Source organism: Dactylosporangium aurantiacum (assembly GCF_000716715.1).
GTDB classification, from domain to species: Bacteria; Actinomycetota; Actinomycetes; order Mycobacteriales; family Micromonosporaceae; genus Dactylosporangium; species Dactylosporangium aurantiacum.
In genome coordinates, this window is sequence record NZ_JNYJ01000018.1 from 79,981 (window position 1) to 101,673 (window position 21,693).

Genomic DNA, 21,693 nt, shown 5'->3' on the forward strand with positions numbered 1-21,693 from the left:
CGACGCCCCGCCCTCGCCGGCGCTACGGGTGCTCCAGCCGTGCCGCACCGGACCTTCTGCCCCGAGGAGCCGCCCATGTCCCCCCTCAGTCCTGATCCGGCCCCCGTCTCCGGGCCGCCGCCCAGCCGCCGGCGCCGACTGGCGCTCGGCGTCGCCGCGGCCACCGTCGCGGGCGCCGGCCTGCTCGTGAGTGTCGCCGCGCCCGCGCAAGCGGCCAACACCACCTACTACGTCGACGCCGCGGCCGGCGCCGACAGCAACAGCGGCCTGGACCAGTCGCACCCCTGGAAGAGCCTCGGCAAGATCAACGCGACCACGTTCGGCGCCGGTGACCGTATCCTGCTCAAGGCCGGCAGCACCTGGACCGGCCAGCTGTGGCCGAAGGGCTCCGGCGCGGCCGGCGCGCCGATCGTCGTGGACTCCTACGGCACCGGCAACAAGCCGCGGATCAACGGCGCCGGCACCGTCGCCGACACCGTGCGGCTGTTCAACCAGGAGTACTGGACGATCCGCAACATCGAGGTCACCAACACCGCGCCGTCGACCGGCACCGCCGGCGGGAACCTGGGCGACTTCCGCGGCATCCACATCAGCGGCGACAACAGCCAGACCCTCGACGGGTTCCTGGTGGACGCCGTCAACGTGCACGACGTCACCGGCCGGGTGAACTGGATCGGCGGCGACACGGCTGACAACAAGCCCGGGATCAGCTTCCAGACCGGCTGGGACTCCTCCAAGCGGACCGGCGGCATCGTCATCGACAGCTGGGTGCCCAACCCGGCCGCGCCGCCGAGCACCCCGACGATCATCAACGACGCGGTGGTGCAGAACTCCACGATCGCCAACACGTCGTTCGCCGGCATCGTCGTCAAGCAGTACACCGGCTCCAACGCCGGCGCCGTGGCGACCGGCTGGGGCACGCGCGCCAACGCCGGTGACACGAAGTTCCGGCCGCACACCAACATCGTGCTGCGCAACAACTACATCACGCAGGCCGGCACCGCGTACGGCTGCAACGGCATCTACATGACCGACGTTCGTGGCGGCACGATCGAGCGCAATGTCGTCGACCGGACGGGCACGTCGGGCATCGAGACGTACTTCGCCGACAACGTCACGATCCAGTACAACGAGGTCTTCGGCACGACCCAGAAGGCCGGGGGCGCCGACCACAACGGCATCGACACGGACAAGGGCACCACCGCCCAGGTCGTGCAGTACAACTACGTGCACAACAACGGCGACGGCATCCTGCTGTGCCAGTTCGCCTTTGGCAACGTGGTGGTCCGCTACAACGTGATCACCAGCAACACCCGCTACCAGATCTACCTGCACTCCGACAAGGCGGCCACCGCCCAGATCTACAACAACACGATCTACAACGACGCGAGTTCGAACCTGATCTACGGTTACGGCGACGGTCTGACCGCCACCTATGCGATCACCAACAACATCTTGTACTCGACCAGGGCGAACGCCGCGCTGTCCACGAGCGGCACGATCACGTACAACCGCAACCTGTACGGCGGCGCGACGCTGCCCGTGCCGAGCGGCGACACCCGGGCGATCGTGGCGGACCCGCGGTTCGTCTCCGCACCGATCAACGCACCATCCGGCACGGCCAGCACCGGACCGGCGCTCGCCGCGGCCCTGGAGTTGCAGGTGGCGGCGAACTCGCCGGCCGTGAACGCCGGTGTCAGCATCGGCGGCAACGGGGGACGTGACTACGCGGGGAACCCGCTCTACAACGGCGCCCCCGACATCGGCGCGTTCGAACAGCCCGGGGGCACCACGACACCAGTCACCACGCGGCACACGTTCGACGCGCTGCCGACCGGCCCGCTCGCCAACGGCACCGAAGGGCTGGCGGTCAGCACCGCCGGCGGCTCCGTCGCGGTGGTCGACGTGCCGAGCGCGACCGACAAGAGCGTCCGGCTGACCCGCACCACGAACAGCGGCAGCACGAGCGTCTCGCAGACCTTCGGCCAGCCGCTGACCGGCCTGGTCACGGTCGAGACGAACGTCATGCGGGAGTCCGCCTACGTCTCCGGCAGCGACTTCTTCGCCATCCCATACATCCGCAACGCCAGCGGTCAGAACGCCGTCAGCGTGGCGATGACGAAGAACACCATCGTGGCGTACTCCGGCACCACCCAGGTCACCGTCGGCTCCTACACGCCCGGCCGCTGGTACGCCGTGCGGGTGGTGATCAGCACCGCCACCGGCACGTTCGACCTGTACATCGACGGCGTGCTGAAGCTGGACAACAGCACCTTCCGCAACCCGCTCCCCGGTGTCGCGCAGATCGACTACTACGCCAACAGCTCCAACTACGGCAGCGTCGTGGTCGACGACATCACGGTGACCGCGACCGCCTGAGCCGTACCTGCACAAACGGCAGTTCGGCGAGAGGGCCTCGCCCAGGCTCGGATCGGGTCGAACCGACCCGGCTGTGGCGAGGCCCGGCGCCGGCGTCGTGTCACCGTGCGCTGCGTCGCGCCCGACGCGCACTGGCGTCATGGGCGCGAAGTCGCCCGCGCCGGGCCCTTGACGGGCCGACGGCGCCGATGAAAGATCCGGAATACGTTTTCTGGGGTCGTCGCCAGGCGCCCCGCACCCGACCCGCGAAGGAGCACCCCATGAGCGCGCTCGATGAGCTCGGGCGCCTGCGAACCCACCGCGGAAGACCGCCGCGGAAACGGGACAACAAGGCCGCCTTCCTGTTTCTGCTGCCGTGGTTCGCCGGGCTGGTGCTGATCACCGCGGGCCCGGTCGCCGTCTCGCTGGGCCTGTCGTTCACCGACTACAACCTGATCCAGGACCCGACGTTCACCGGGTTGGACAACTACACCCGGATGCTGCACGACGAGCGGCTGCGGCAGGCGCTGACGGTGACGTTCACCTACGTGTTCGTCTCGGTGCCGCTGCAGCTGGCGGCGGCGCTCGGCCTGGCCCTGCTGCTCGACCGTGGTATGCGTGGCCTGGCCTTCTACCGCTCGGCCTTCTACCTGCCCTCGCTGCTCGGCTCGAGCGTGGCCATCGCGGTGCTGTGGCGGCAGATCTTCGGCGCCGACGGGCTCGCCAACCAGGTGCTGGATCTCGTCGGTCTGCATGGCAAGGGATGGATCTCCGACCCGTCGACCGCGCTCGGCACCCTCATCGTGCTCAACGTGTGGACGTTCGGCGCGCCGATGATCATTTTCCTTGCCGGGCTGCGCCAGATCCCGGTCATGTACTACGAGGCCGCCGAGGTCGACGGCGCGAAACGCTGGACCCAGCTGCGGCGGATCACGCTGCCGCTGCTGTCGCCGATCATCTTCTTCAACCTGGTCCTGCAGATCATCCACGCGTTCCAGTCGTTCACGCAGGCCTTCGTCGTCTCCGGCGGCAGCGGCGGACCGTCCGACTCGACGCTGTTCTACACCCTCTACCTGTACCAGCGCGGCTTCAACAACTTCGACATGGGCTACGCCTCCGCACTGGCCTGGCTGCTGTTACTGATCATCGGCGCCTTCACCGCCATCAACTTCTGGGGCGCCAAGCGATGGGTCTTCTACGATGACTGATCTCAAGCACCGCCTGACCGCGAACGCGGTCCACTGGACCGCGCCCCTCGACGCACGACCCCAGCGGCGGTCCGTCCTGCCCCCCACCGTGCGCGGCTTCGCCAAGCACGTCGGCCTGATCCTGCTCACGGTGGTGATGCTCTACCCCGTGCTGTGGATGGTCGTCAGTTCGCTGCGTCCGAACGACGTCATCTTCCGCTCGCCCGGACTGGTGCTCGCCGACCTCAACGTCCACAACTACGGCGAGGGCTGGAACGCGCTGGCGTCCCCGTTCGGGCACTACCTGTTCAACTCCGCAGTGGTGGTGCTCGGCTGCATCATCGGCAACCTCGTCTCGTGCTCGATGGCCGCCTACGCCTTCGCCCGGCTGGAGTTCACCGGCAAACGCCTGTGGTTCGCCCTGATGCTCGGCAGCATCATGCTGCCGATCCACGTCCTGATCGTGCCGCAGTACATCATGTTCGCGCAGGTCGGCTGGATCAACACGTTCCTGCCGCTGATCGTGCCCAAGCTCCTGGCCACCGACGCGTTCTTCGTGTTCCTCATGGTCCAGTTCATCCGCGGGCTGCCCCGCGAGCTGGACGAGGCCGCCCGCATCGACGGCGCCGGCCACCCGCGCATCTTTCTGCAGGTCATCCTGCCCCTGATGCGCCCGGCGCTGGCCACGACCACCATCTTCACGTTCATCTGGACCTGGAACGACTTCTTCAGCCAGCTCATCTACCTCACCGACCCGGACATGTACACCGTCCCGGTCGCGCTGCGCTCCTTCGTCGACGCCACCGTCAACACCTCGTGGGGCGCCATGTTCGCCATGAGCGTCCTGTCTCTGCTCCCGGTCTTCCTGGTCTTCCTGGTCGGCCAGCGGTACCTCGTCCAGGGCATCGCCACCACCGGCAGCAAGTAGCACACCCCAACACCCCACACCCCCTGAAGGACATCCCATGCACGCTGCCTTCGACCGCGGCCTATCCCGCCGGTCCACCCTGCGCCTCGCGCTCGGCCTCACGGCCGGGGCCACCCTCGCCGCGTGCGGCACCGGCTCTGACAAGGACGCCTCCGGCGACCTGTCCAAGGACCCCGTCACGCTGCGCTTCACCTGGTGGGGCGCCGACGCCCGGCACAAGCGCACCCAGCAGGTCATCGACCTGTTCAGCAAGGCGCACCCGAACATCACGGTGAAGGGCGAGTTCAAGGACTGGAACGGCTACTGGGACAGCCTCGCGACCACCGTGGCCGCCAACGACGCACCGGACATCATCCAGATGGACGAGCTGTACCTCGCCTCGTACGCGCAACGCGGCGCCCTGCTCGACCTCGGCACCGCGAGCAAGCACCTCGGCACCGCCGACTTCGACCCCAAAGCCCTCGCGACCGGCAAGGTCGACGGCAAGCAGTACGCGCTGCCGGTCGGTCTCGCCGCCTATTCGATGCTGGTCAACACCGACCTGCTCGCGCAGTACAACGTCACCCTCCCCGACGACGCCACCTGGACCTGGGACGACCTCAAGACGGTCGGTGCGAAGGTGTCCGCCGCGTCCGGCGGCAAGGTCACCGGCGTCCAGTCGTGGGGCTTCGACGCGGGCGGCCTGCAGATCTGGGCCCGGCAGGCCGGCGCCACCCTCTTCGACGACAAGGGCAAGGTCGTCATCCCGGCCGACACGCTCGCCGCGTTCTGGCAGTACCTCGTCGACCTGTCCAAGGCCGGGATCGCACCGACGCCGTCGGTGACGGTCGAGCGCGGCGCCGGCGCCCTGGACCAGTCCGGGATGGCCACCAACACCTCCGCCATCGGCACGTGCTGGAACACCCAGCTCACTTCGTTCGCCAAGGCCAGCGGCAAGAAGCTCAAGCTCGTCCGGCTGCCCGGAGAGGCGCAGGCGAAGTCGCCCGCGGCGTACTACAAGCCGTCGATGTTCTGGTCCGTCTCGTCGCGCTCCAAGCATCCCGCCGAGGCCGCGCTGTTCGTCGACTTTCTGGCCAACAGCCCGGAGGCCGCCGATGTGCTGCAGACCGACCGCGGCGTGCCGGCCAACACCAAGATCCGGCAGAGCATCACCGCGAAGCTCGCCGACACCGACAAGGCGGCCGCCGATTACCTCAGCCAGATCAAAGTCGGCGAACCGCCCCGGGTCACGCCCAAGGGCGCCAGCGACATCGAGAAGATCCTCAAGCGTCACACCGAGGACGTCCTGTTCGCCCGCAGGACCCCGCAGCAGTCGGCGGACGCGTTCATCAAGGAACTGCAGAGCGAGATCGACGCCGCGTGACCAGCAGCCGCACCGCACCCGCGCCGCGGCACCAGCCGCGGCGCGACCCCGGCACAACGAAAGTGATGGAAGTTCATGGTTGACGGCAGGTACCGCGCCGCCATCGTCGGCACCGGTGCGATCGCCACCGCGCACGCCGGCGCGTTGCGCGCCAACAGCGACCGCGTCCGGCTCGCCGCGGTGGTCGACGTCGACGCGGAGCAGGCCCGCGCCTTCGCCGAGACGTGGCAGGTCGACACGGTCGCGCCAACGGTGACGGCGCTCCTGGCCGAGGGTGGCATCGACCTGGTCCACCTGTGCACACCACCGGTCTGGCACGCGCCGCTCGCGTTGGAGTGCCTGCGGGCCGGGGTGCACGTGCTGGTCGAGAAGCCACCGACGCTGTCGCTCGCCGAGCTCGACACCCTGATCGAGGCGTCGGCCGCGTCCGGCGCGCACCTGGCCACCGTGTTCCAGCACCGGTTCGGCGCCGGCGCCGTGCGGCTGCGTGCCATGGCCGCCGCGGGTGAGCTCGGCCGGCCGATGCTCGCCACCTGCGACACGCTGTGGTACCGCGACGACGACTACTACCGGGTGCCGTGGCGGGGGCGCTGGGACACCGAGGGCGGCGGACCGACGATGGGCCACGGGATCCACCAGTTCGACCTGCTGCTGTCCGTGCTCGGACCGTGGGAGAGCGTCACCGCGGTCGCCGCACGGCGCGCCCGGCCGATCGAGACCGAGGACGTGTCGATGGCCCTGGTCACCTTCGCCAGCGGGGCGGTCGCCACGGTCGTGAACTCGGTGCTGTCGCCCCGGCAGGTCTCCGCGCTGCGGTTCGACTACGAGCAGGCGACGGTGGAGCTGTCGCACCTGTACGGCTACTCCGACGACGACTGGACGGTCCATCCGGCGCCGGGGCACGAGGACGTCGCGACCCGATGGTCGTGGGCACCCTCGCGCGAGGAGAGCGGCCACGCCGGTCAGCTCACCGCTGTCCTGGACGCGCTCGACGCGGGCCGGCCGCTGCCGGTCACGGCGGCCGACACCCGGCAGACCATGGAGTTCGTCGCCGCGCTGTACGCCTCCGCGTTCACCGGCAGCACCGTGCACAGCGGCCAGATCGGCCCGGACAGCCCGTTCGCCGCCAGCATGCACGGCGCGGGCGCCCCGTGGACGGCGGTGGCGGCGTGAACCTGGACGTCGACCACGCCCTCGGCCGGTCCGTCACCGTCTCGGCCGGCGGCGTCGCGCTGCTCACCTACGTGTACAGCCCGGACACGCCGCGGCTGGAGTCGCCGAAGCCGTACCTGCACCCCATCCGCACCCTCACCGGCGAGCTGGTGTCGGCGTTCCGCCCGCACGACCACGTCTGGCACAAGGGGATCGCCTGGTCGCTGCCGCACGTGGGCGAGCACAACTTCTGGGGCGGCCCCACGTACGTCGACGGTCAGGGCTACTTGCAGCTGGACAACAACGGCAGCGCCGTACACCGGGAGATGACCGGCCTGGCCGTGCGGCAGGGCGCCGCGACGCTGCGGCACCGCCTGGACTGGACCACCCAGCAGGGCGCCCAGGTCATCGAAGAGGACCGGGCGTTGCACGTCACGGTGGCCGACGCGACCACCTGGGTCATGGTGTTCGACACGGCAATGACGAACGTCTCCGGCGGCACCCTCGCGTTCGGTTCGCCGACGACCAAGGGCCGGGACAACGCAGGCTACGGCGGGCTGTTCTGGCGCGGGCCCCGCTCGTTCACCGGCGGCGTGCTCATGGCGCCGACCGGTGCCGGCGGCGATGAACTGCGCGGCAGCCGCGCGGAATGGTTCGCTTTCCAGGGGCGCCACGACGGGACCGGCGCGCACTCCACCGTCGTCATCGTCGACGACCGGGACAACCCGCGGCACCCGCCGCAGTGGTTCGCCCGGACCGAGGAGTTCGCCTGCCTCAACCCGGCGCCGTTCTTCTCCGAGGAGTTCGACCTGCCCGACCGGGCCACGCTGCGCCTCCGCTACGCCGTCGTCGTCGCCGCCGGCGCGCACGACAGCGATGGCACGGCCGCGCTGGCCCACCACGGCCGCCGGGCGCTCGCCCCGGCATAGGGCGGCATCGCGGGCCGGGGCGCCTGAGCACCGCCTCGGCCCGCGATGTCGCGCCCCGCACGAAGAACGAGGAGCAACCGTGCAGGACCAGGATCACCGGTGGCTGCGCTGGCCCACCGAACCCGCCAGGCGGCGCATCGCGTTCGGCGCCGACTACAACCCCGAGCAGTGGCCACCCCACGTGTGGGACGACGACGTGCGGGCCATGCGCGCGGCCGGCCTCAACATCGTGTCGCTGGGCATCTTCTCCTGGGCCAGAATCCAGCCGGGTGCCGACGTGTGGGACTTCACGTGGCTGGACGAGGTCATGGACCTGCTGCACGCCAACAGCATCGCGGTCGACCTGGCGACGGGCACAGCGTCACCGCCGCACTGGCTGACCACGAAGCATCCGGAGATCCTGCCCGTCGACCACGAGGGCCGCACCGTGTGGCCGGGCGCCCGCCAGCACTGGCGGCCCACCTCGCCGGTCTTCCGCGAGCACGCGCTGCGGCTCGTGCGGGCCATGGCCGAGCGGTACGGCCGCCACCCCGCCCTCGTCGCCTGGCATGTCAGCAATGAATTCGGCTGCCACAACGCCTACGACTACTCCGACGCCGCGGCCGCCGCCTTCCGCGACTGGCTGCGGGCCCGGTACCGCAGCACGGCGGCGCTCAACCGCGCCTGGACGACCGCCGTCTGGTCGCAGCGCTACAGCGACTGGGCCGAGATCCTGCCGCCGCGCTGGACCGGTGCGGGCTCGCAGCCCAATCCGGCGCAGCGCCTGGACTTCCTGCGGTTCTCCTCCGACGCGCTGCGGGAGCACCTGCGCGCCGAGCGGGACCTGCTGCGCGAGCTGACCCCGGAGGTGCCGGTGACGACGAACTTCATGGTCGCCGCCTCCGTGCGGGCTGTCGACTACGCCCGGTGGGCCGGGGAGGTCGACTTCGTCGCCAACGACCACTACGTCGTGCCCGGGCCGCAGGGCCTGGACGAGCTGTCGTTCTCGGCGAACCTGACCGGCAACCTCGCCGGCGGCCGGCCGTGGTTCCTCATGGAGCACTCCACGAGCGCGGTGAGCTGGCAGCCGATCAACGTCGCCAAGCGCCCCGGCGAGCTGGCCCGCGACTCGCTCACCCACGTCGCGCACGGCGCCGACGCGGTCTGCTTCTTCCAGTGGCGGCAGTCCGCCGGCGGCGCGGAGAAGTACCACTCGGCGATGGTCCCGCACGCCGGGACGGACACCGCGGTCTTCCGCGCCGTCTGCGAGCTCGGTGCCACGCTGCGCGATCTCGCCCGGGTCGCCGGTGCGCACCGCACGCCGGCCCGCGCGGCCATCCTCTTCGACTGGGAGTCGTGGTGGGCGGCCGAGCAGGATCCGCGCCCCAGCGACCGGGTGCGCTACCGGCAGGAGGCGCTGGACTGGTACACCGCCTTCCTGGACCTCGGTATCCGCGCCGACGTCACCCCGCTGGACGCCGACTGGGAACGCTACGACCTCGTCGTGGCACCGCTGCTGCACATGGTGCCGGGCGGCCTCGCCGCGCGGCTGACCGTCTACGCCATCGCCGGTGGCCACGTCGTCACCACGTACTGCTCCGGCATCGTTGACGAGCACGACCACGTGTGGCTCGGCGGCTACCCCGGTGCCCTGTGCGACCTGCTCGGCATCCGGATCGAGGAGTTCGCGCCGCTGCTCGACGACGAGCGGGCCGAGCTCGACAACGGCACCACCGGCACGGTGTGGAGCGACCGGATCGACCTCACCGACCCGGCCACCGAGGTGCTCGCCCGGTACCGCACCGGCGAGCAGGCCGGCCGGCCCGCCGTAACCCGAAGACCCACCGGCAGCGGCTCGGCCGCCTACGTCTCCACCCGTCTGGGCGCCGGCGGTGTCGCCGCGATCCTGGACGAGCTCGCCGGCCGCGCGGGTGTCACCAGCGAGCTGCCGCCCGAGCTCCGCGGCGCGGTCGAGCTCGCCGTGCGCGGCCCGCACCGGTTCCTCATCAACCGCACCGACCGGCCGGTGGACGTGTCGGCCGTGGCCGGCGCCGCCACGATCCTCGGCCCGCGGGCCGTCATCGTCGTGCGGTGAGCTGTCGCCCGCACCGGTTTCACGCGCCGACGGTGAGCTGGTGGACCTGGACGGCGCCCAGCAGCGGCTCGCCGCGCAGGAGCCGGCCCACCTCGGCGGTGGCGAACTCACCGAGCCGGCGCAGCTCACGCCCCTGCGCGCCGGCGATGTGCGGCGTGACGAAGACGTTGTGCATCCGCAGGAGGGGGTGGTCGGTGGGCAGGGGTTCGGGGTCGGTGACGTCCAGGACGGCGGAGATCCGGCCGTCCTTGCAGTGCCGGGTGAGGGCGTCGGTGTCGACCAGGACGCCCCTGGCGGTGTTGATGAGCACCGCGCCGTCGCGCAGCAGGCCGAGCCGGTGCCCGTCGATGAGGTGGCGGGTCTCGGGCAGCGCGGGTGCGTGGACGGTGACGAGGTCGCTGCGCCGGCATAGGGCGTCGAGGTCCACCAGATCGGCGCCGAGGCGTCGCGCGTCCCGCGGTGACAGGTACGGGTCGTGCACGAGGGCGGTCACGTCGAACGTGCGGAGCCGGTCGAGCACGAGGCGTCCGATGCGTGATGCCCCGACCACGCCGACGGTGCAGCCCATCAGGCCGGTGTCCGCCCGGGCCGCGGCCGCGAACTGTGCCGGGTTGTCGGCGTATACGCGGGCGCGGGCGAACGTCTGCTTGGCGCCGAGGATGAGCGCCGCAAGCGTGTACTCGGCGACGGGGACCGCGTTGGCGGCGGCCGCCGACGACACGGTGATGCCGCGCTCGAACACGACCGGGTCGAGGTGCTTCTTGACGGTGCCGGCGGCGTGGATGCAGGCGCGCAGCTTCGGGGCGCGGTCCAGCACCGAGGCGTCGATACGGGGGCAGCCCCAGCCGCTGATGAGGATCTCGGCGCGGCCGAGTGCTTCACCGGCATCGGGCTGCTCGAAGGAGGTGATGCTCGGCCCGGGATGGACGTTCACGAGCCGGGTGAGCCGGCCCATCACGTCCGGTGGGAACGCGCCGTCGCGGGCCCACGGCGCGAGCGCGAGAACGGCGGGAGGTCGTGGCTGCACGGGGCGGCTCCTCTTCGGACATGAGCGGCGGCAGGCATCACGATAGTAAACGTATTCTATGATCGGGGAAGCATAGACGTGCGTCCTTGACAGGGATTTGCGGTTGTGGTCCCATCGGACCCTAGTAAACGGTTTCATAGCGGCGCCGCGCGCGCCGCGCCGGACCTCGACACCCCTCCCGGTCGGCCGGACACCCCACCACACCACCGGCCGCGCCCCCTGCGCTCAAGCGTCAGGTCTCCAAGGAGTTGACACGCCGTGGCTCAGATCAGCAGACGCACCATGCTCGTCGCCGCCGCCGGGGCTGCCGCGACCATCCCGCTCGCCCGCGCCGGTGCGGCGGCGGCCGCCCCGCCCGCGGACCCCAGCGCCACCTTCACCGGCCACGCGCCGGTGCCGCTGCGCTGGCTGGAGAACGGCACCCCCGCCGAGCTCGCCGCCGGCACCACCTGGGGCGTGCCGTGGCCCCGCGGGGCCTTCCCGCCCGACCAGCGATTCGCCCTCACCGGCGACGGCGGCACCGCCGTACCGGTGCAGACCTGGCCCACCGCCTACTGGCCCGACGGGTCGGTGAAGTGGACCGCGCACGCGATCAGCGGTGCCGCGCCACGCGCCGGCGGCTACCAGCTCGCCGCCGGCGTCCCGGCCGCCCCGGCGACGCCGGTCATCGTGCAGACCGGCGGGCGGATCGTGGTCGACACCGGCGTCATCACCGTCGCCTTCAACCGCTCCGGCGCGACCGTGGTCGACGCCATCCGCCGCGGTGACACCGTCATCGCGCGCAACGGCCGGCTGGTCGCCTCCGTGCAGGACAAGCCGGGCGGCGACCTGCCCGCCACGCTGAAAACCGAGGCGTTCAACGGCACCGTCGACGCGGTCACCGTCGAGCAGCGCGGCCCGGTGCGCGCGGTGGTCCGGGTCGAGGGCCGCCACCAGCAGGGCCGGCGCCGCTGGCTGCCGTTCGTCGTGCGGTTCTACCTGTACGCCGGCTCCGACGCGATCCGGGTCGTGCACACCTTCGTCTTCGACGGCAACGGCCAGCAGGACTTCATCAACGGTCTCGGCGTGCAGTTCACCGTCCCGATGCGCGGCGAGCTGTACAACCGCCATGTCCGCCTCGCCGGAGCCGGCAACGGCGTGCTCGCCGAGGCCGTGCAGGGCATCACCGGCCTACGCCGAGACCCTGGAGCGGCGGTCCGGCAGGCGCAGTACGAAGGCCGCCTCACCCCGGACGTCGCCACCTGGGACACCAGGGTCACCACGCGGCTGCAATACGTCCCGGCGTTCGGCGACTACAGCCTGCGCCAGCTCACCGCCAACGGCTTCGAGATCGTCAAGCGCACCAAGCCGGGGCACACCTGGATCCGCGTCGACGGCGGCACCCGCGCCGCGGGCCTGGGCTACGTCGGCACCCCGTCCGGGGGCCTCGCCTTCGGCATGCGCAACTTCTGGCAGCTGCACCCGACGGAGCTGGAGATCGGCGGTGCCGCGACGGACAACGCCCAGGCGACGATCTGGATGTGGTCACCCCGGGCCGGCGCGATGGACCTGCGCTTCTACCACGACGGCATGGGCCAGGACACCTACCCGGAGCAGCTGGAAGGCCTCGAGATCACCTACGAGGACTACGAACCCGGGTTCGGCTCGCCGCACGGCGTCGCCCGCACCACGGAGCTGATGTTCTGGGCCCTCGCCGCGACCCCGACCGCCGAACGGTTCGCCCAGCTCGCCGCGGCGACCAGCACCCCGCCGCTGCTGGTGAGCAGCCCACAGCACAACCACTCGGCAGGCGTCTTCGGCACCTGGACGCCGGTTGACCGCTCCGTGCCGGCCAAGGCGGCGCTGGAGGACAAGCTCGAACGGCTGCACCGCTACCACGTCGGCCAGGTCGACCAGCGCAACTGGTACGGCTTCTGGGACTACGGCGACATCATGCACACCTACGACACGACCCGTCACGTGTGGCGCTACGACGTCGGCGGCTACGCGTGGGACAACTCCGAGCTGTCCACCGACCTGTGGCTGTGGTACCAGTACCTGCGCTCGGGTGACGCCACCGCGTTCCGGTTCGCCGAGGCGATGACCCGCCACACCAGCGAGGTCGACATGTACCACGTCGGCAAGTACGCGGGGCTCGGCACCCGGCACGGCGTGCTGCACTGGGCCGACAGCGCCAAACAGGTCCGCATCAGCAACGCCGGCTACAAGCGGTTCCTGTACTTCCTCACCGCCGACGAGCGGCTCGGCGACGTGCTGCACTCCCTCGTCGACGCCGACAAGACGTTCCTCGCGCTCGACCCGATCCGCAAGATCCGCACCGGCCCGTACACGCCGGACCCGAAGGCGCTGAGCGTCAGCACCACCACCGACTGGGGCTCGCTCGCGCTGGCCTGGCTGACCGAGTGGGAACGCGGCGGCGACCCGATCGCCCGTACGAAACTGCTCAACGGCGCCAGCACGATCGCGGCCCTGCCCAACGGCTGGGCGCAGGGCAACGACCCCAAATACAACCTCGCCGACGGCCGGTACGCCCCGATGACCGAACGCAGCGTCGCCGTCGGCGCCCTCGGCTCGGTGTTCGGCCTCATCGAGCTCATGACCGAACTCATCGCGCTGGTCGACGACCCGGTCGTCAAGCAGCAGTGGGTCACGTTCTGCCGGCTGTACAACGCGCCCGCCGCCGACCAGATCGCCGCCACCGGCACCGCCTGGGGCAACCTGAACCTGGGCCAGGCCTACGCGCGGGCCACCGCCTACGCGGCCGCGAAGCTCGGCGACGCCGAACTGGCCAAGCGGGCCTGGAAGGAGCTGCGGGCCGGCGCCGCCGGCTACCCGGAGACCAACACGTTCACCGCCAGGCGCATCGAGGCTCCTGCGGTGCTCAACCCGGTCGACGAGGCCGACGTGTCGGTCAACGCCAGCGCCCAGTACGGCCTGGCCGTCTTCCAGTGCCTCGCCCTCATCGGCGAGCACATCTGACAGTCACGGGACCTGACCACGACCAACACACACAAGGGAGGCATCGCCCATGAGCCGCGTCGAGACGGCAGCGCGGCACCACCCACCGCAGCTCGCTGTGGCGGGCGGTGCCGCGCCCGGCGCGCTGCGCCGCCTGTCGCGGGACAAGCTGCTGGTCCTGCTCGGCCTGCCCGGCGCGCTGGCGCTGCTGGGCTTCCACTACCTGCCGCTGCTGGGCAACGTGATCGCGTTCCAGGACTACCAGCCGTACCTCGGCGTCTCCGGGTCGCCGTGGGCCGGCCTGACCAACTTCGCCGCGCTGCTCGGCGACGACCCGCAGTTCCGCACGGCGCTGGTGAACACGCTGATCCTCACCGTCATCCAGACCGTGCTGGTGTTCCCGGTCCCGCTCGGCCTGGCGCTGCTGCTCAACAGCCTCGCCGGGGAGCGGCTCAAGCGGCTGCTGCAGTCGGTGCTGTACCTGCCGCACTTCCTGTCCTGGGTGATCGTCGTGGCGATCTTCCAGCAGATGCTCGGCAACGCCGGCGTGCTCAACACGTTCCTGGTCCAGCAGGACCTGCCCACTGCCGAGATCATCGGCGTGCCGGAGCTGTTCAAGGCACTCGTCACCGCCCAGGTCATCTGGAAGGACGCCGGCTGGGGCACCATCATCTTCCTGGCCGCCCTGTCCCGCATCGACCCCCAGCAGTACGAGGCGGCCGCCGTCGACGGCGCCGGCGCCTGGCAGCGCCTCGTGCACGTCACGCTGCCCGCGCTGCGGGGGCTGTTCATCCTGCTGCTGATCCTCAGGCTCGGCAACAGCCTGTCCGTCGGCTTCGAGCAGATCATCCTGCAGCAGGGACCGGTGGGTCTGGACGCGAGCGAGGTGCTGGACACCTGGCTCTACAACAACGGTGTCGTCGGCGGCAGCTGGGGCGTCTCAGCCGCCGGCGGGCTGCTCAAGGGTGTCGTCGGCATCGCGCTGGTCCTGGGCGCGAACAAGCTGGCCCACCTGTTCGGCGAGCAGGGGGTGTACCGCAGATGAGCGCACCGACCGGCCGGAAGCGGCCGATCTGGATGGAGCGGCCGCACCCGGCCGTACAGCTCGCCAAGGCGGCGGCGCTCGGCTTGGCCGTGGCGCTCGTCGTGATCCCGTTCTGGTCGATCCTGGCGACCTCGTTCGCCGACCAGGAGACCATCACCCGGGCCGGCGGCGGAATGGTGCTGTGGCCCGGCGGGTTCAGCGCCGACGCGTACACCGCGGTGCTCTCCGGCGGCGTGGTGACCCGGGCCCTGGGCATCTCCGTCGCCGTCACCGTGGTCGGGACCCTGGCATCGCTCGCCGCCACAGCGGGGCTGGCCTACTGGCTGTCGCGCCCGCGCGCCGCCGGCGCCAGGCCGATGCTCATGCTGGTCCTCGGTGCTGTGCTGTTCTCGCCGGGCCTCATCCCGACGTACCTCGTCGTGAAGGAGTTCGGCCTGCTCGACAGCTACGCGTCGCTGATCCTTCCGGTGCTCGTCAACGCGTTCAACGTCATCGTCATGCGCGCGTTCTTCCAGGAGCTGCCGCCGGAACTGTTCGAGTCGGCGTCCATCGACGGGGCGTCGTCCGCCACGATCCTGTTCCGCATCGTGCTGCCGGTGTCCAAGGCTGTCCTCGCCGTCATCGGGCTGTTCTACGCCGTCGGCTACTGGAACGCGTTCTTCAACGCGATGCTGTACATCCAGAGCACCGGCAAGTGGCCGATGGCGCTCGTCCTGCGCACGTACGTGGTCAACCAGAACACGATCGGCGGCGAGCAGATCGCCGGCAGCGAGGCGCTGCCGCCGCAGCTGCCCATGCAGATGGCGATCCTGGTGCTCGCGATCGTGCCGATCCTGCTCGTCTACCCGTTCCTGCAGCGGCATTTCGCCAAGGGCGTCATGATCGGCGCCGTCAAGGGCTGACCGCTGCGCCACGCTTCCTTCGCAAAGAGGTGCTTGCCATGTCCGCCAGCTCGCCCACCCGCCGGCAGCTGCTCACCGTCATCGGGCTCGGCGCCGGCGCGGCCGCGCTCGCCCCGCTGACCGCCTGCACGTCGAGCCCGCGCACCACCGCCAACAGCGCCAAGGCCAACGCCGGCGCGGCATTGCCGACCTACACCGCCTATACCGGGGTCACCCCCGACCTGCCCGGCAACGCCGAGACCGGCGTCGACCCGGGCTTCCGGCACTTCCCGAGAACGAACCCGCGCGCCGTCGCGGACAAGCCAGGCACCGGCCAGACCGTCACCGCCATGGCCAACATCTACACCGCCGTGCCGCCCGGAACGGACCGCAACTCGTACTGGCGCGGCCTCAACGACCGGCTCGGCGTCAATCTGCAGCTGCAGATGGTCCCCAACGCCGACTACGAGCAGAAGTTCGCCACCACGATCGCCGGCGGCGCTGTCCCCGACATCATGCAGCTGTGGCCCGGCGCGAACTTCCCGGCCCTGCTGAACGCCAAGTTCGCCCGGCTCGACGACTTCCTCGCCGGCGGCAACATCGCCGCCTACCCCAACCTGGCCAACATCCCGACGATGTACTGGAAGAGCTGCGTGTTCAACGGCGGCATCCAGGCGCTGCCGATCCCGCGCGGCCGCATCCGGCACTACGCGTTCGTGCGGCCCGACCTCGTGGAACGCACCGGGCTGAGCGGCGAGCCCAAGGGCTGGGAGGAGTTCCTGGCCCTGTGCAAGGCGCTGACCGACCCGAAGCAGCGCCGCTGGGCGCTCGGCAGCGTCGTGCCCACCATGTACTTCCTGGCGCGGATGAACGAGGAACCCAACGTCTGGCGGCTCGACGGCGGCGCGCTCGTGCACGCCTACGAGACGGAGCAGTTCAAGCAGTCGGTGCGTGACATGGCCGAGCTGTGGAAGGCCGGGGTGGTGCACCCGGACGCGTTCAACCCGTCCGCGCCGTTCAAGCAGTACTTCTACACCGGGGCCGTGGCCATGAACCTCGGCGACGGCTACGGCGCCTGGCTGCAGAACGCCAACGACAACCAGAAGAACCCGGCGTTCCGCCAGGCGCTCATGCCCGTCTACACCCGCTCCGGCGCGGCGCTGGCGCCGTGGCACACCGGCACCGGGGTGTTCAACCTCGTCGGGATCAGCAAGCAGGACGACCCCGAGCGGATCAGGCTGCTGCTGCGGGTGCTCAACTGGCTCGCCTCACCGTTCGGCACCGAGGAGTACCGCTACCGCGTCTACGGGGAGAAGGGCGTCGACCACACCGAGAACGCCGACGGCGACCCGATCCTCACCACTCAGGGAGCCACGAACACGACGGTGCCGGTGCGGTACCTCGCCGAGGCGCCACCCGCGCTGTACCAGCCGGGCCGCCCCGACGACGTGGACTACCAGCACGCCTACCAGAGCAAGGTGCTGGCCAACCGCCGCGACGACCCGACGCTCGGGCTGTACTCCGACGCGTTCGCCACGAAGTACCCGGCCGCGAACCGGGTCTTCGTCAGCACCCGCGACGACGTCATCCAGGGCCGCAAGCCGTTCTCCGCCCTGGACGACGCGATCCGCACCTTCCGCACCGCCGTCGGCGACGCGATGCGCAAGGAGTACGAGCAGCAGCTGCAGCAGGCCGGCGGACCCCGCTGACCCGCCGCTGACCTGCCGTCGGCGGATCAGCCCGTCAGCGGCCGTACCGACTGGCGGACGACCACGTGCGTGCCCAGCACCACGTGGTCGTCAGCGCCGCCGGCGCGGTCGCGTTGCAGTGCCAGGCGCACGGCGGTGCGGCCCAGCTCGTCATGAGGGACGTGGGTGGTGGTCAGGCCGATGTCGGTGGCCGGGGGCAGGTCGTCGTACCCCATCAACGAGATGTCCTCGGGGATGCGCAGGCCGTGCTCGTGCAGTGCCTGCCGGCCGCCGGCGGCGAGCTGGTCGTTGGCCGCGAACACTGCCGTGAAGTCCGGCTCGGCCGCGCGCAGCCGCTCGCGCATCAGCCGGTAGCCTTCCTGCCGCTCCAGCGCCCCACCGGCCAGCACCAGCCCCGGATCCTCTGGCACCCCGTGCGCGGCGAGCGCCTCGCGGTAGCCGGCGATCCGGCCTTCGGAGGTCGTGTAGCCGGGCTTGTGGCCGAGGTACAGGATGCGCCGGTGCCCCGCGGACAGCAGGTGGCCCGTGGCGGCACGCGCCCCGCCGGTGTTGTCGTAGTCGACCACGATCGCTGGCACGTCCGGGCCGGGTGCCGGCCGCCCGCACAGCACCAGCTGCGACCCGGCGGCGGCCAGAGCGCGGGCGTACTCGCCGACCCGCCGGCGGTATTCGTCATTGTCCACGACGTTGCCGATCAGGATGACCGCCTCGGCGTGCTCCTCCAGCATGAGCTTCAACGCGCCGAGCTCCCGGCGCAGATCGCCGCCGGTGGTGCTGATCAGGCAGAGCCGGCCCTCCTGCGCGGCCTGCGTCTCCACCGCCTGCGCGACGTGCGCGTAGAACGGTGACACGACCGAGCTGACGACGATCGCCACGCTCTTGGTGCTGATCCCCGCGAGGGCCCGGGCGTGGCTGTTGACGACGTAGTCGAGGTCGCGGACCGCGCGCATGACCCGGGTGCGGGTGGCGGCGGCGGTCGGATACGTGCCGCCGAGCACCCGGGACACCGTGGCGATGGACACGCCGGCGGCCTTGGCCACGTCGCGGATCGTGGCACGGCGGTCGGCGGGTTCCGCCGAAGCGGCGCGGCGCGGCATGTGGCCTCCGGAGAGAAACAGCGTCAGTAACCGCTTACTGTAGCGGGCCTCCGGGCCGGACGGTGATCGCGGCGCCGCCGGCCAGGCGGATGGTGGCCGTGAAGCCTTCGACGCCCACCAGCACCGGTTCGGCGGCCGGCGCGCCGGTGAGCCCGACCAGGCTCACGTACATGGCGGTCCCGCCGGGGTGCTGGGCGTGCAGCAGCGGCGTGGCGGCGTGCGCGCCGAAGGCGTTGGCGTCCGTGGCCCGGACCAGGCCGGTGCCGGTGAACCCGTGCAGTGAGCGCAGCGAGCTGGTCAGCCCGTCGGTCCGTGCTACCCCTCCCGGCATCAGCTGTGGGGGCGACGCGCCGGCGAGGGCGTGCCCCGCCTCGCGGACGACGGACCCGGCGGGCGCGTCGAGCAGGTGCACCCGCACCTCGAACGGCCCGTCCACGACCGAGGCGGTCTCGACCCGGACCAGTCCGTCGGCCCAGCGCGACACCGCGACCTGGTCGCTGATGTGCAGCCGTTGGATGCGGCGGCGTTGGTACCGGCGGCCGTCGGGGCCGATCACGACGAGCTGGCTGTCGAACGAGGAGGTGTCCAGGACCGGGCCGCTGTGCGTGGAGTACGCCAGGTGCGTGTAGTTCGGGTCGGGGCCGCTGTCCGCCGGCTGCCGCGCTGCCCGGTCGCTGCCGTGGTTGACCAGTCGCACGATCCCGTCGGCGCGGGTGCCGTGCACCAGCCAGCCCGGGGCCGGCAGCGCGGCGGTGAAGTTCCGCTCGTCGATCGGGGCGGGCCGCTCCGTCGCGGTCCAGACGGGGTGGTCGGCCGGCAGCAGCAGTCCCAGGAACCCCTTCGAGGCCCAGTACGGCGACGCCGGCCCCGAGTACGCCTGCGCGATGGGTCGGAATGCGCCGTGCCAGCCCAGCGGCAGCAGCCCCCGGTGGTCCGGTGCGCCGCGGTCCACGAAGTGCCGCAGGTTGCCGCTGGCGAGGCGGCGGGTGACGCCGGGCGGTAGGGGAGTGCCGCCGGTGAGCGCGCCCAGCCACAGCGGGGCGGCGGTGGCGAACCGGTAGGTCAGCGACCGGCCCTGGTGCATCGGCGCGCCGTCCGCGGCGAAGAGCAGCTGGTACTGCGCCAGGAACAGCCGCAGCCGCTCGGCGTAGCGCTCCGCCCGTGCGGTGTCGCCGGCCATGCGCGCCCACAGCGCCGGGTACAGGTGCATCGCCCAGCCGCAGTAGTGGTCGAAGTTCTGGCCGGCGCCGTCGCTGTACCAGCCGTCCCCGGCGTACCAGCGTTCGATCCGCTCCAGGCCGCCCTCGATTTCCGCCGGGTCGTGCGGGCCGCCGACGGTGGCGAGGAACTGCTCGACGATCACCTGGAACAGCACCCAGTTGGAGTCCGGCGTGCGCCGCCCGACGAACCCGGCGAGCCAGCCGACGACCCGCTCGCGCTCGTCCTGGCCGAGCCGGTCGAAGATCCAGGGCCGGGTCTCGTGCAGCGCCACGGCGATCGACGCCGCCTCGACCAGCGGCTGCGCCATGTCCCGCAGTGCCGGCCAGGCGTACGGATGGTGCGGGTCGGTGCCGGCGACCAGGCCGCGCCGGTACCGATCCAGGAGGTCTTCCATGCCTGCCCCGTCCGCGCCGGCGATGCGGAACGCGGCGAGCAGGAATGTGCGCGCGAAGCCCTCAAGGCCGTCGCTGATGACGCCCGCCTGCGAGGCGCGACCCGGCAGCCGGAACTGCGCGAAGTCCGGTGCGGCGTATGGCACCACCCTTGCCAGCAGGGTGTCGGCAGTGGCCTCCCAGTGCGCCCGGGTCCAGCCGGTGATCGGCGACAGTGTCCGGTCCTCCGGCGGGAGCTGCATGTGCATGGGACCGGATTCTACGAGTTTCACACCGGGTTGGACAGTAACCGTTTACTGGCCGCGATCGCCTCGTCGATGGGAGCGGCGTCGGCGTACCACCGGGCCTCGTGCTCCAGCACGACCGGTCCGGCGAACCCTATGCCGGTGGCGGCCCGGAGGATGTCGCGCAGCGGGACCGCGCCCTGCCCCGGCACCAGTGGACGCCGCTGCTGCGGACTGGCGGCGTCCTTGATCTGGACCTCCGCGAGCCATGGGGCGAGGGCCGCCGCGGTCCGCGCGACGGTCTCACCGGCCCGCCACGGGTGCATCGCGTCCCAGATCGCCCCGGCGGCCGGTACCGTGGCGCCGGCCGCGTGCAGCAGCGCGGCGAGGTCCCCGCCGCGCAGGAACGCGTCGTGGGTCTCCACCAGCAGCCGGACGCCACTGCCGGCCGCCGTTTCTACCGCGCCGGCCAGCGCCTCCGCGGCCGGGCCGGTCCAGCGTTCGACGTCGCCTTCGCCGCCGGGCATGAGCCGGAGCGCCGGCGCCCCGAGGTCGAGCGCGAGCTGCAGGTGCTCCCGCAGGCCGGGGGCGCCGTCGGTGAGCCGGACGTAGGTCGCCAGGCCGGCCACGCCGATACCGGCGTCCGTCAGCAGCCGCCGAGCGGCCCGCCGCGCTGCCGTGCCGATACCGGCGTGTACCGGCTCGTCCTCGGCGCAGCGCAGCTGCACGTACCGGACCTCGTGCCGGGTCAGCAACTCGGCCACGGCGGCGAGGGGCAGCCCCGGAAAGCCGAGTGTGGACACCGCGAACGGCACCGGCGTCACGGTCGCGTCCAACGCTGGTTCGCCGCCGCGGCCGCGACGGCCGGCACCGATCGTAGGGAAAGTTTCACGGCGACCCTTCCTCCGGGTGGCTTGCGGCCGGCCATGGCTGCCGTCAACCGATGGTAAGCGGTTACTGAGCTAGACCGAACCGGCGACGGTGCGTGAATCGCGGCGTCGGGCTTGACATTGCCCGTATTCGTCAGCACTGTAACCGTTTACCAGGACCGGTCAGAGAAGCCCCCGCTGCACGGCGGGTCGGCCGGCCGGGTGCTTCGACCGCCGGTGAGGTAACCGCCACCTTGCCGGTGACCCCGCGATGTGAGC

15 protein-coding genes are annotated in these 21,693 nt (G+C 71.3%); 11 read left to right on the plus strand and 4 right to left on the minus strand.

Features of this window, described 5'->3' with window-relative positions; genetic code table 11:
* Nucleotides 1–75 precede the first annotated feature (75 nt).
* From OP18_RS21165 to OP18_RS21195, 7 genes are all read left to right on the plus strand, one after another.
* Nucleotides 76–2,379 (plus strand): right-handed parallel beta-helix repeat-containing protein, encoded by a 2,304-nt coding sequence (locus tag OP18_RS21165; RefSeq protein ID WP_063745554.1) that lies wholly within the window; start codon nt 76–78, stop codon nt 2,377–2,379.
* A 260-nt stretch (nt 2,380–2,639) separates the two neighbouring features.
* On the plus strand, nt 2,640–3,566 hold the full coding sequence (locus tag OP18_RS21170; protein ID WP_033360706.1) for a carbohydrate ABC transporter permease: 927 nt from the start codon (nt 2,640–2,642) through the stop codon (nt 3,564–3,566).
* On the plus strand, nt 3,559–4,473 hold the full coding sequence (locus OP18_RS21175; protein ID WP_081970955.1) for a carbohydrate ABC transporter permease: 915 nt from the start codon (nt 3,559–3,561) through the stop codon (nt 4,471–4,473). Before OP18_RS21170 ends, OP18_RS21175 begins: the two co-directional genes overlap by 8 nt.
* Nucleotides 4,474–4,510: 37 nt before the next feature.
* Nucleotides 4,511–5,836 carry an ABC transporter substrate-binding protein gene (locus OP18_RS21180; protein ID WP_033360707.1) on the plus strand — a complete coding sequence of 442 codons (1,326 nt, stop codon included), beginning with the start codon at nt 4,511–4,513 and terminating at the stop codon, nt 5,834–5,836.
* A 75-nt stretch (nt 5,837–5,911) separates the two neighbouring features.
* Nucleotides 5,912–7,009, plus strand: a complete 1,098-nt coding sequence (locus OP18_RS21185; protein WP_033360708.1) for a Gfo/Idh/MocA family protein — start codon at nt 5,912–5,914, stop codon at nt 7,007–7,009.
* Nucleotides 7,006–7,917: a DUF6807 domain-containing protein gene (locus tag OP18_RS21190; protein WP_033360757.1), complete on the plus strand. Its 912-nt coding sequence runs from the start codon at nt 7,006–7,008 to the stop codon at nt 7,915–7,917. Before OP18_RS21185 ends, OP18_RS21190 begins: the two co-directional genes overlap by 4 nt.
* Before the next feature lie 79 nt (nt 7,918–7,996).
* A complete protein-coding gene (locus OP18_RS21195) occupies nt 7,997–9,991 on the plus strand; it encodes a beta-galactosidase (RefSeq protein ID WP_245635481.1) in 1,995 nt (664 codons plus the stop codon).
* A 19-nt stretch (nt 9,992–10,010) separates the two neighbouring features.
* On the opposite strand, the gene OP18_RS21200 is transcribed toward OP18_RS21195, so the two are convergent.
* Entirely contained in the window at nt 10,011–11,018 is a 1,008-nt protein-coding gene (locus OP18_RS21200; RefSeq protein WP_033360709.1) for a hydroxyacid dehydrogenase, read from the minus strand.
* A 258-nt stretch (nt 11,019–11,276) separates the two neighbouring features.
* On the opposite strand from OP18_RS21200, the gene OP18_RS21205 reads away from it, so the two are divergent.
* From OP18_RS21205 to OP18_RS21220, 4 genes are read left to right on the plus strand one after another with little or no spacing between them, the layout of a single operon-like run.
* Nucleotides 11,277–13,997 carry an exo-rhamnogalacturonan lyase family protein gene (locus tag OP18_RS21205; protein WP_033360710.1) on the plus strand — a complete coding sequence of 907 codons (2,721 nt, stop codon included), beginning with the start codon at nt 11,277–11,279 and terminating at the stop codon, nt 13,995–13,997.
* Between the two features lie 49 nt (nt 13,998–14,046).
* Nucleotides 14,047–15,021, plus strand: coding sequence for an ABC transporter permease subunit (locus OP18_RS21210; RefSeq protein WP_081970958.1), 975 nt, complete (start codon nt 14,047–14,049; stop codon nt 15,019–15,021).
* On the plus strand, nt 15,018–15,923 hold the full coding sequence (locus OP18_RS21215; RefSeq protein ID WP_033360711.1) for a carbohydrate ABC transporter permease: 906 nt from the start codon (nt 15,018–15,020) through the stop codon (nt 15,921–15,923). The genes OP18_RS21210 and OP18_RS21215 overlap by 4 nt, the downstream gene beginning before the upstream one ends.
* A 38-nt stretch (nt 15,924–15,961) precedes the next feature.
* Complete coding sequence (locus tag OP18_RS21220) at nt 15,962–17,611, plus strand: extracellular solute-binding protein (RefSeq protein WP_033360712.1); 1,650 nt, start codon at nt 15,962–15,964, stop codon at nt 17,609–17,611.
* Nucleotides 17,612–17,637: 26 nt separating this feature from the next.
* Here the strand turns inward: OP18_RS21220 and OP18_RS21225 are convergent, their stop codons facing one another.
* From OP18_RS21225 to OP18_RS21235, 3 genes are all read right to left on the minus strand, one after another.
* Nucleotides 17,638–18,651 carry a LacI family DNA-binding transcriptional regulator gene (locus OP18_RS21225; RefSeq protein ID WP_245635482.1) on the minus strand — a complete coding sequence of 338 codons (1,014 nt, stop codon included), beginning with the start codon at nt 18,649–18,651 and terminating at the stop codon, nt 17,638–17,640.
* Nucleotides 18,652–18,742: 91 nt separating this feature from the next.
* Nucleotides 18,743–20,569 (minus strand): DUF2264 domain-containing protein, encoded by a 1,827-nt coding sequence (locus OP18_RS21230; RefSeq protein ID WP_211273622.1) that lies wholly within the window; start codon nt 20,567–20,569, stop codon nt 18,743–18,745.
* A gap of 20 nt (nt 20,570–20,589) precedes the next feature.
* Nucleotides 20,590–21,381: a sugar phosphate isomerase/epimerase family protein gene (locus OP18_RS21235; protein WP_052387063.1), complete on the minus strand. Its 792-nt coding sequence runs from the start codon at nt 21,379–21,381 to the stop codon at nt 20,590–20,592.
* Nucleotides 21,382–21,693: the final 312 nt, after the last annotated feature.

Excerpts from the sequence above, each read along its gene's own strand:
- OP18_RS21170 (WP_033360706.1), top strand. The coding sequence starts at position 2,640 with ATGAGCGCGCTCGATGAGCTCGGGCGCCTGCGAACCCACCGCGGAAGA.
- OP18_RS21185 (WP_033360708.1), top strand. The coding sequence starts at position 5,912 with ATGGTTGACGGCAGGTACCGCGCCGCCATCGTCGGCACCGGTGCGATC.
- OP18_RS21230 (WP_211273622.1), bottom strand. The coding sequence starts at position 20,569 with ATGCACATGCAGCTCCCGCCGGAGGACCGGACACTGTCGCCGATCACC.
- OP18_RS21215 (WP_033360711.1), top strand. The coding sequence starts at position 15,018 with ATGAGCGCACCGACCGGCCGGAAGCGGCCGATCTGGATGGAGCGGCCG.
- OP18_RS21210 (WP_081970958.1), top strand. The coding sequence starts at position 14,047 with ATGAGCCGCGTCGAGACGGCAGCGCGGCACCACCCACCGCAGCTCGCT.
- OP18_RS21180 (WP_033360707.1), top strand. The coding sequence starts at position 4,511 with ATGCACGCTGCCTTCGACCGCGGCCTATCCCGCCGGTCCACCCTGCGC.
- OP18_RS21220 (WP_033360712.1), top strand. The coding sequence starts at position 15,962 with ATGTCCGCCAGCTCGCCCACCCGCCGGCAGCTGCTCACCGTCATCGGG.
- OP18_RS21165 (WP_063745554.1), top strand. The coding sequence starts at position 76 with ATGTCCCCCCTCAGTCCTGATCCGGCCCCCGTCTCCGGGCCGCCGCCC.
- OP18_RS21175 (WP_081970955.1), top strand. The coding sequence starts at position 3,559 with ATGACTGATCTCAAGCACCGCCTGACCGCGAACGCGGTCCACTGGACC.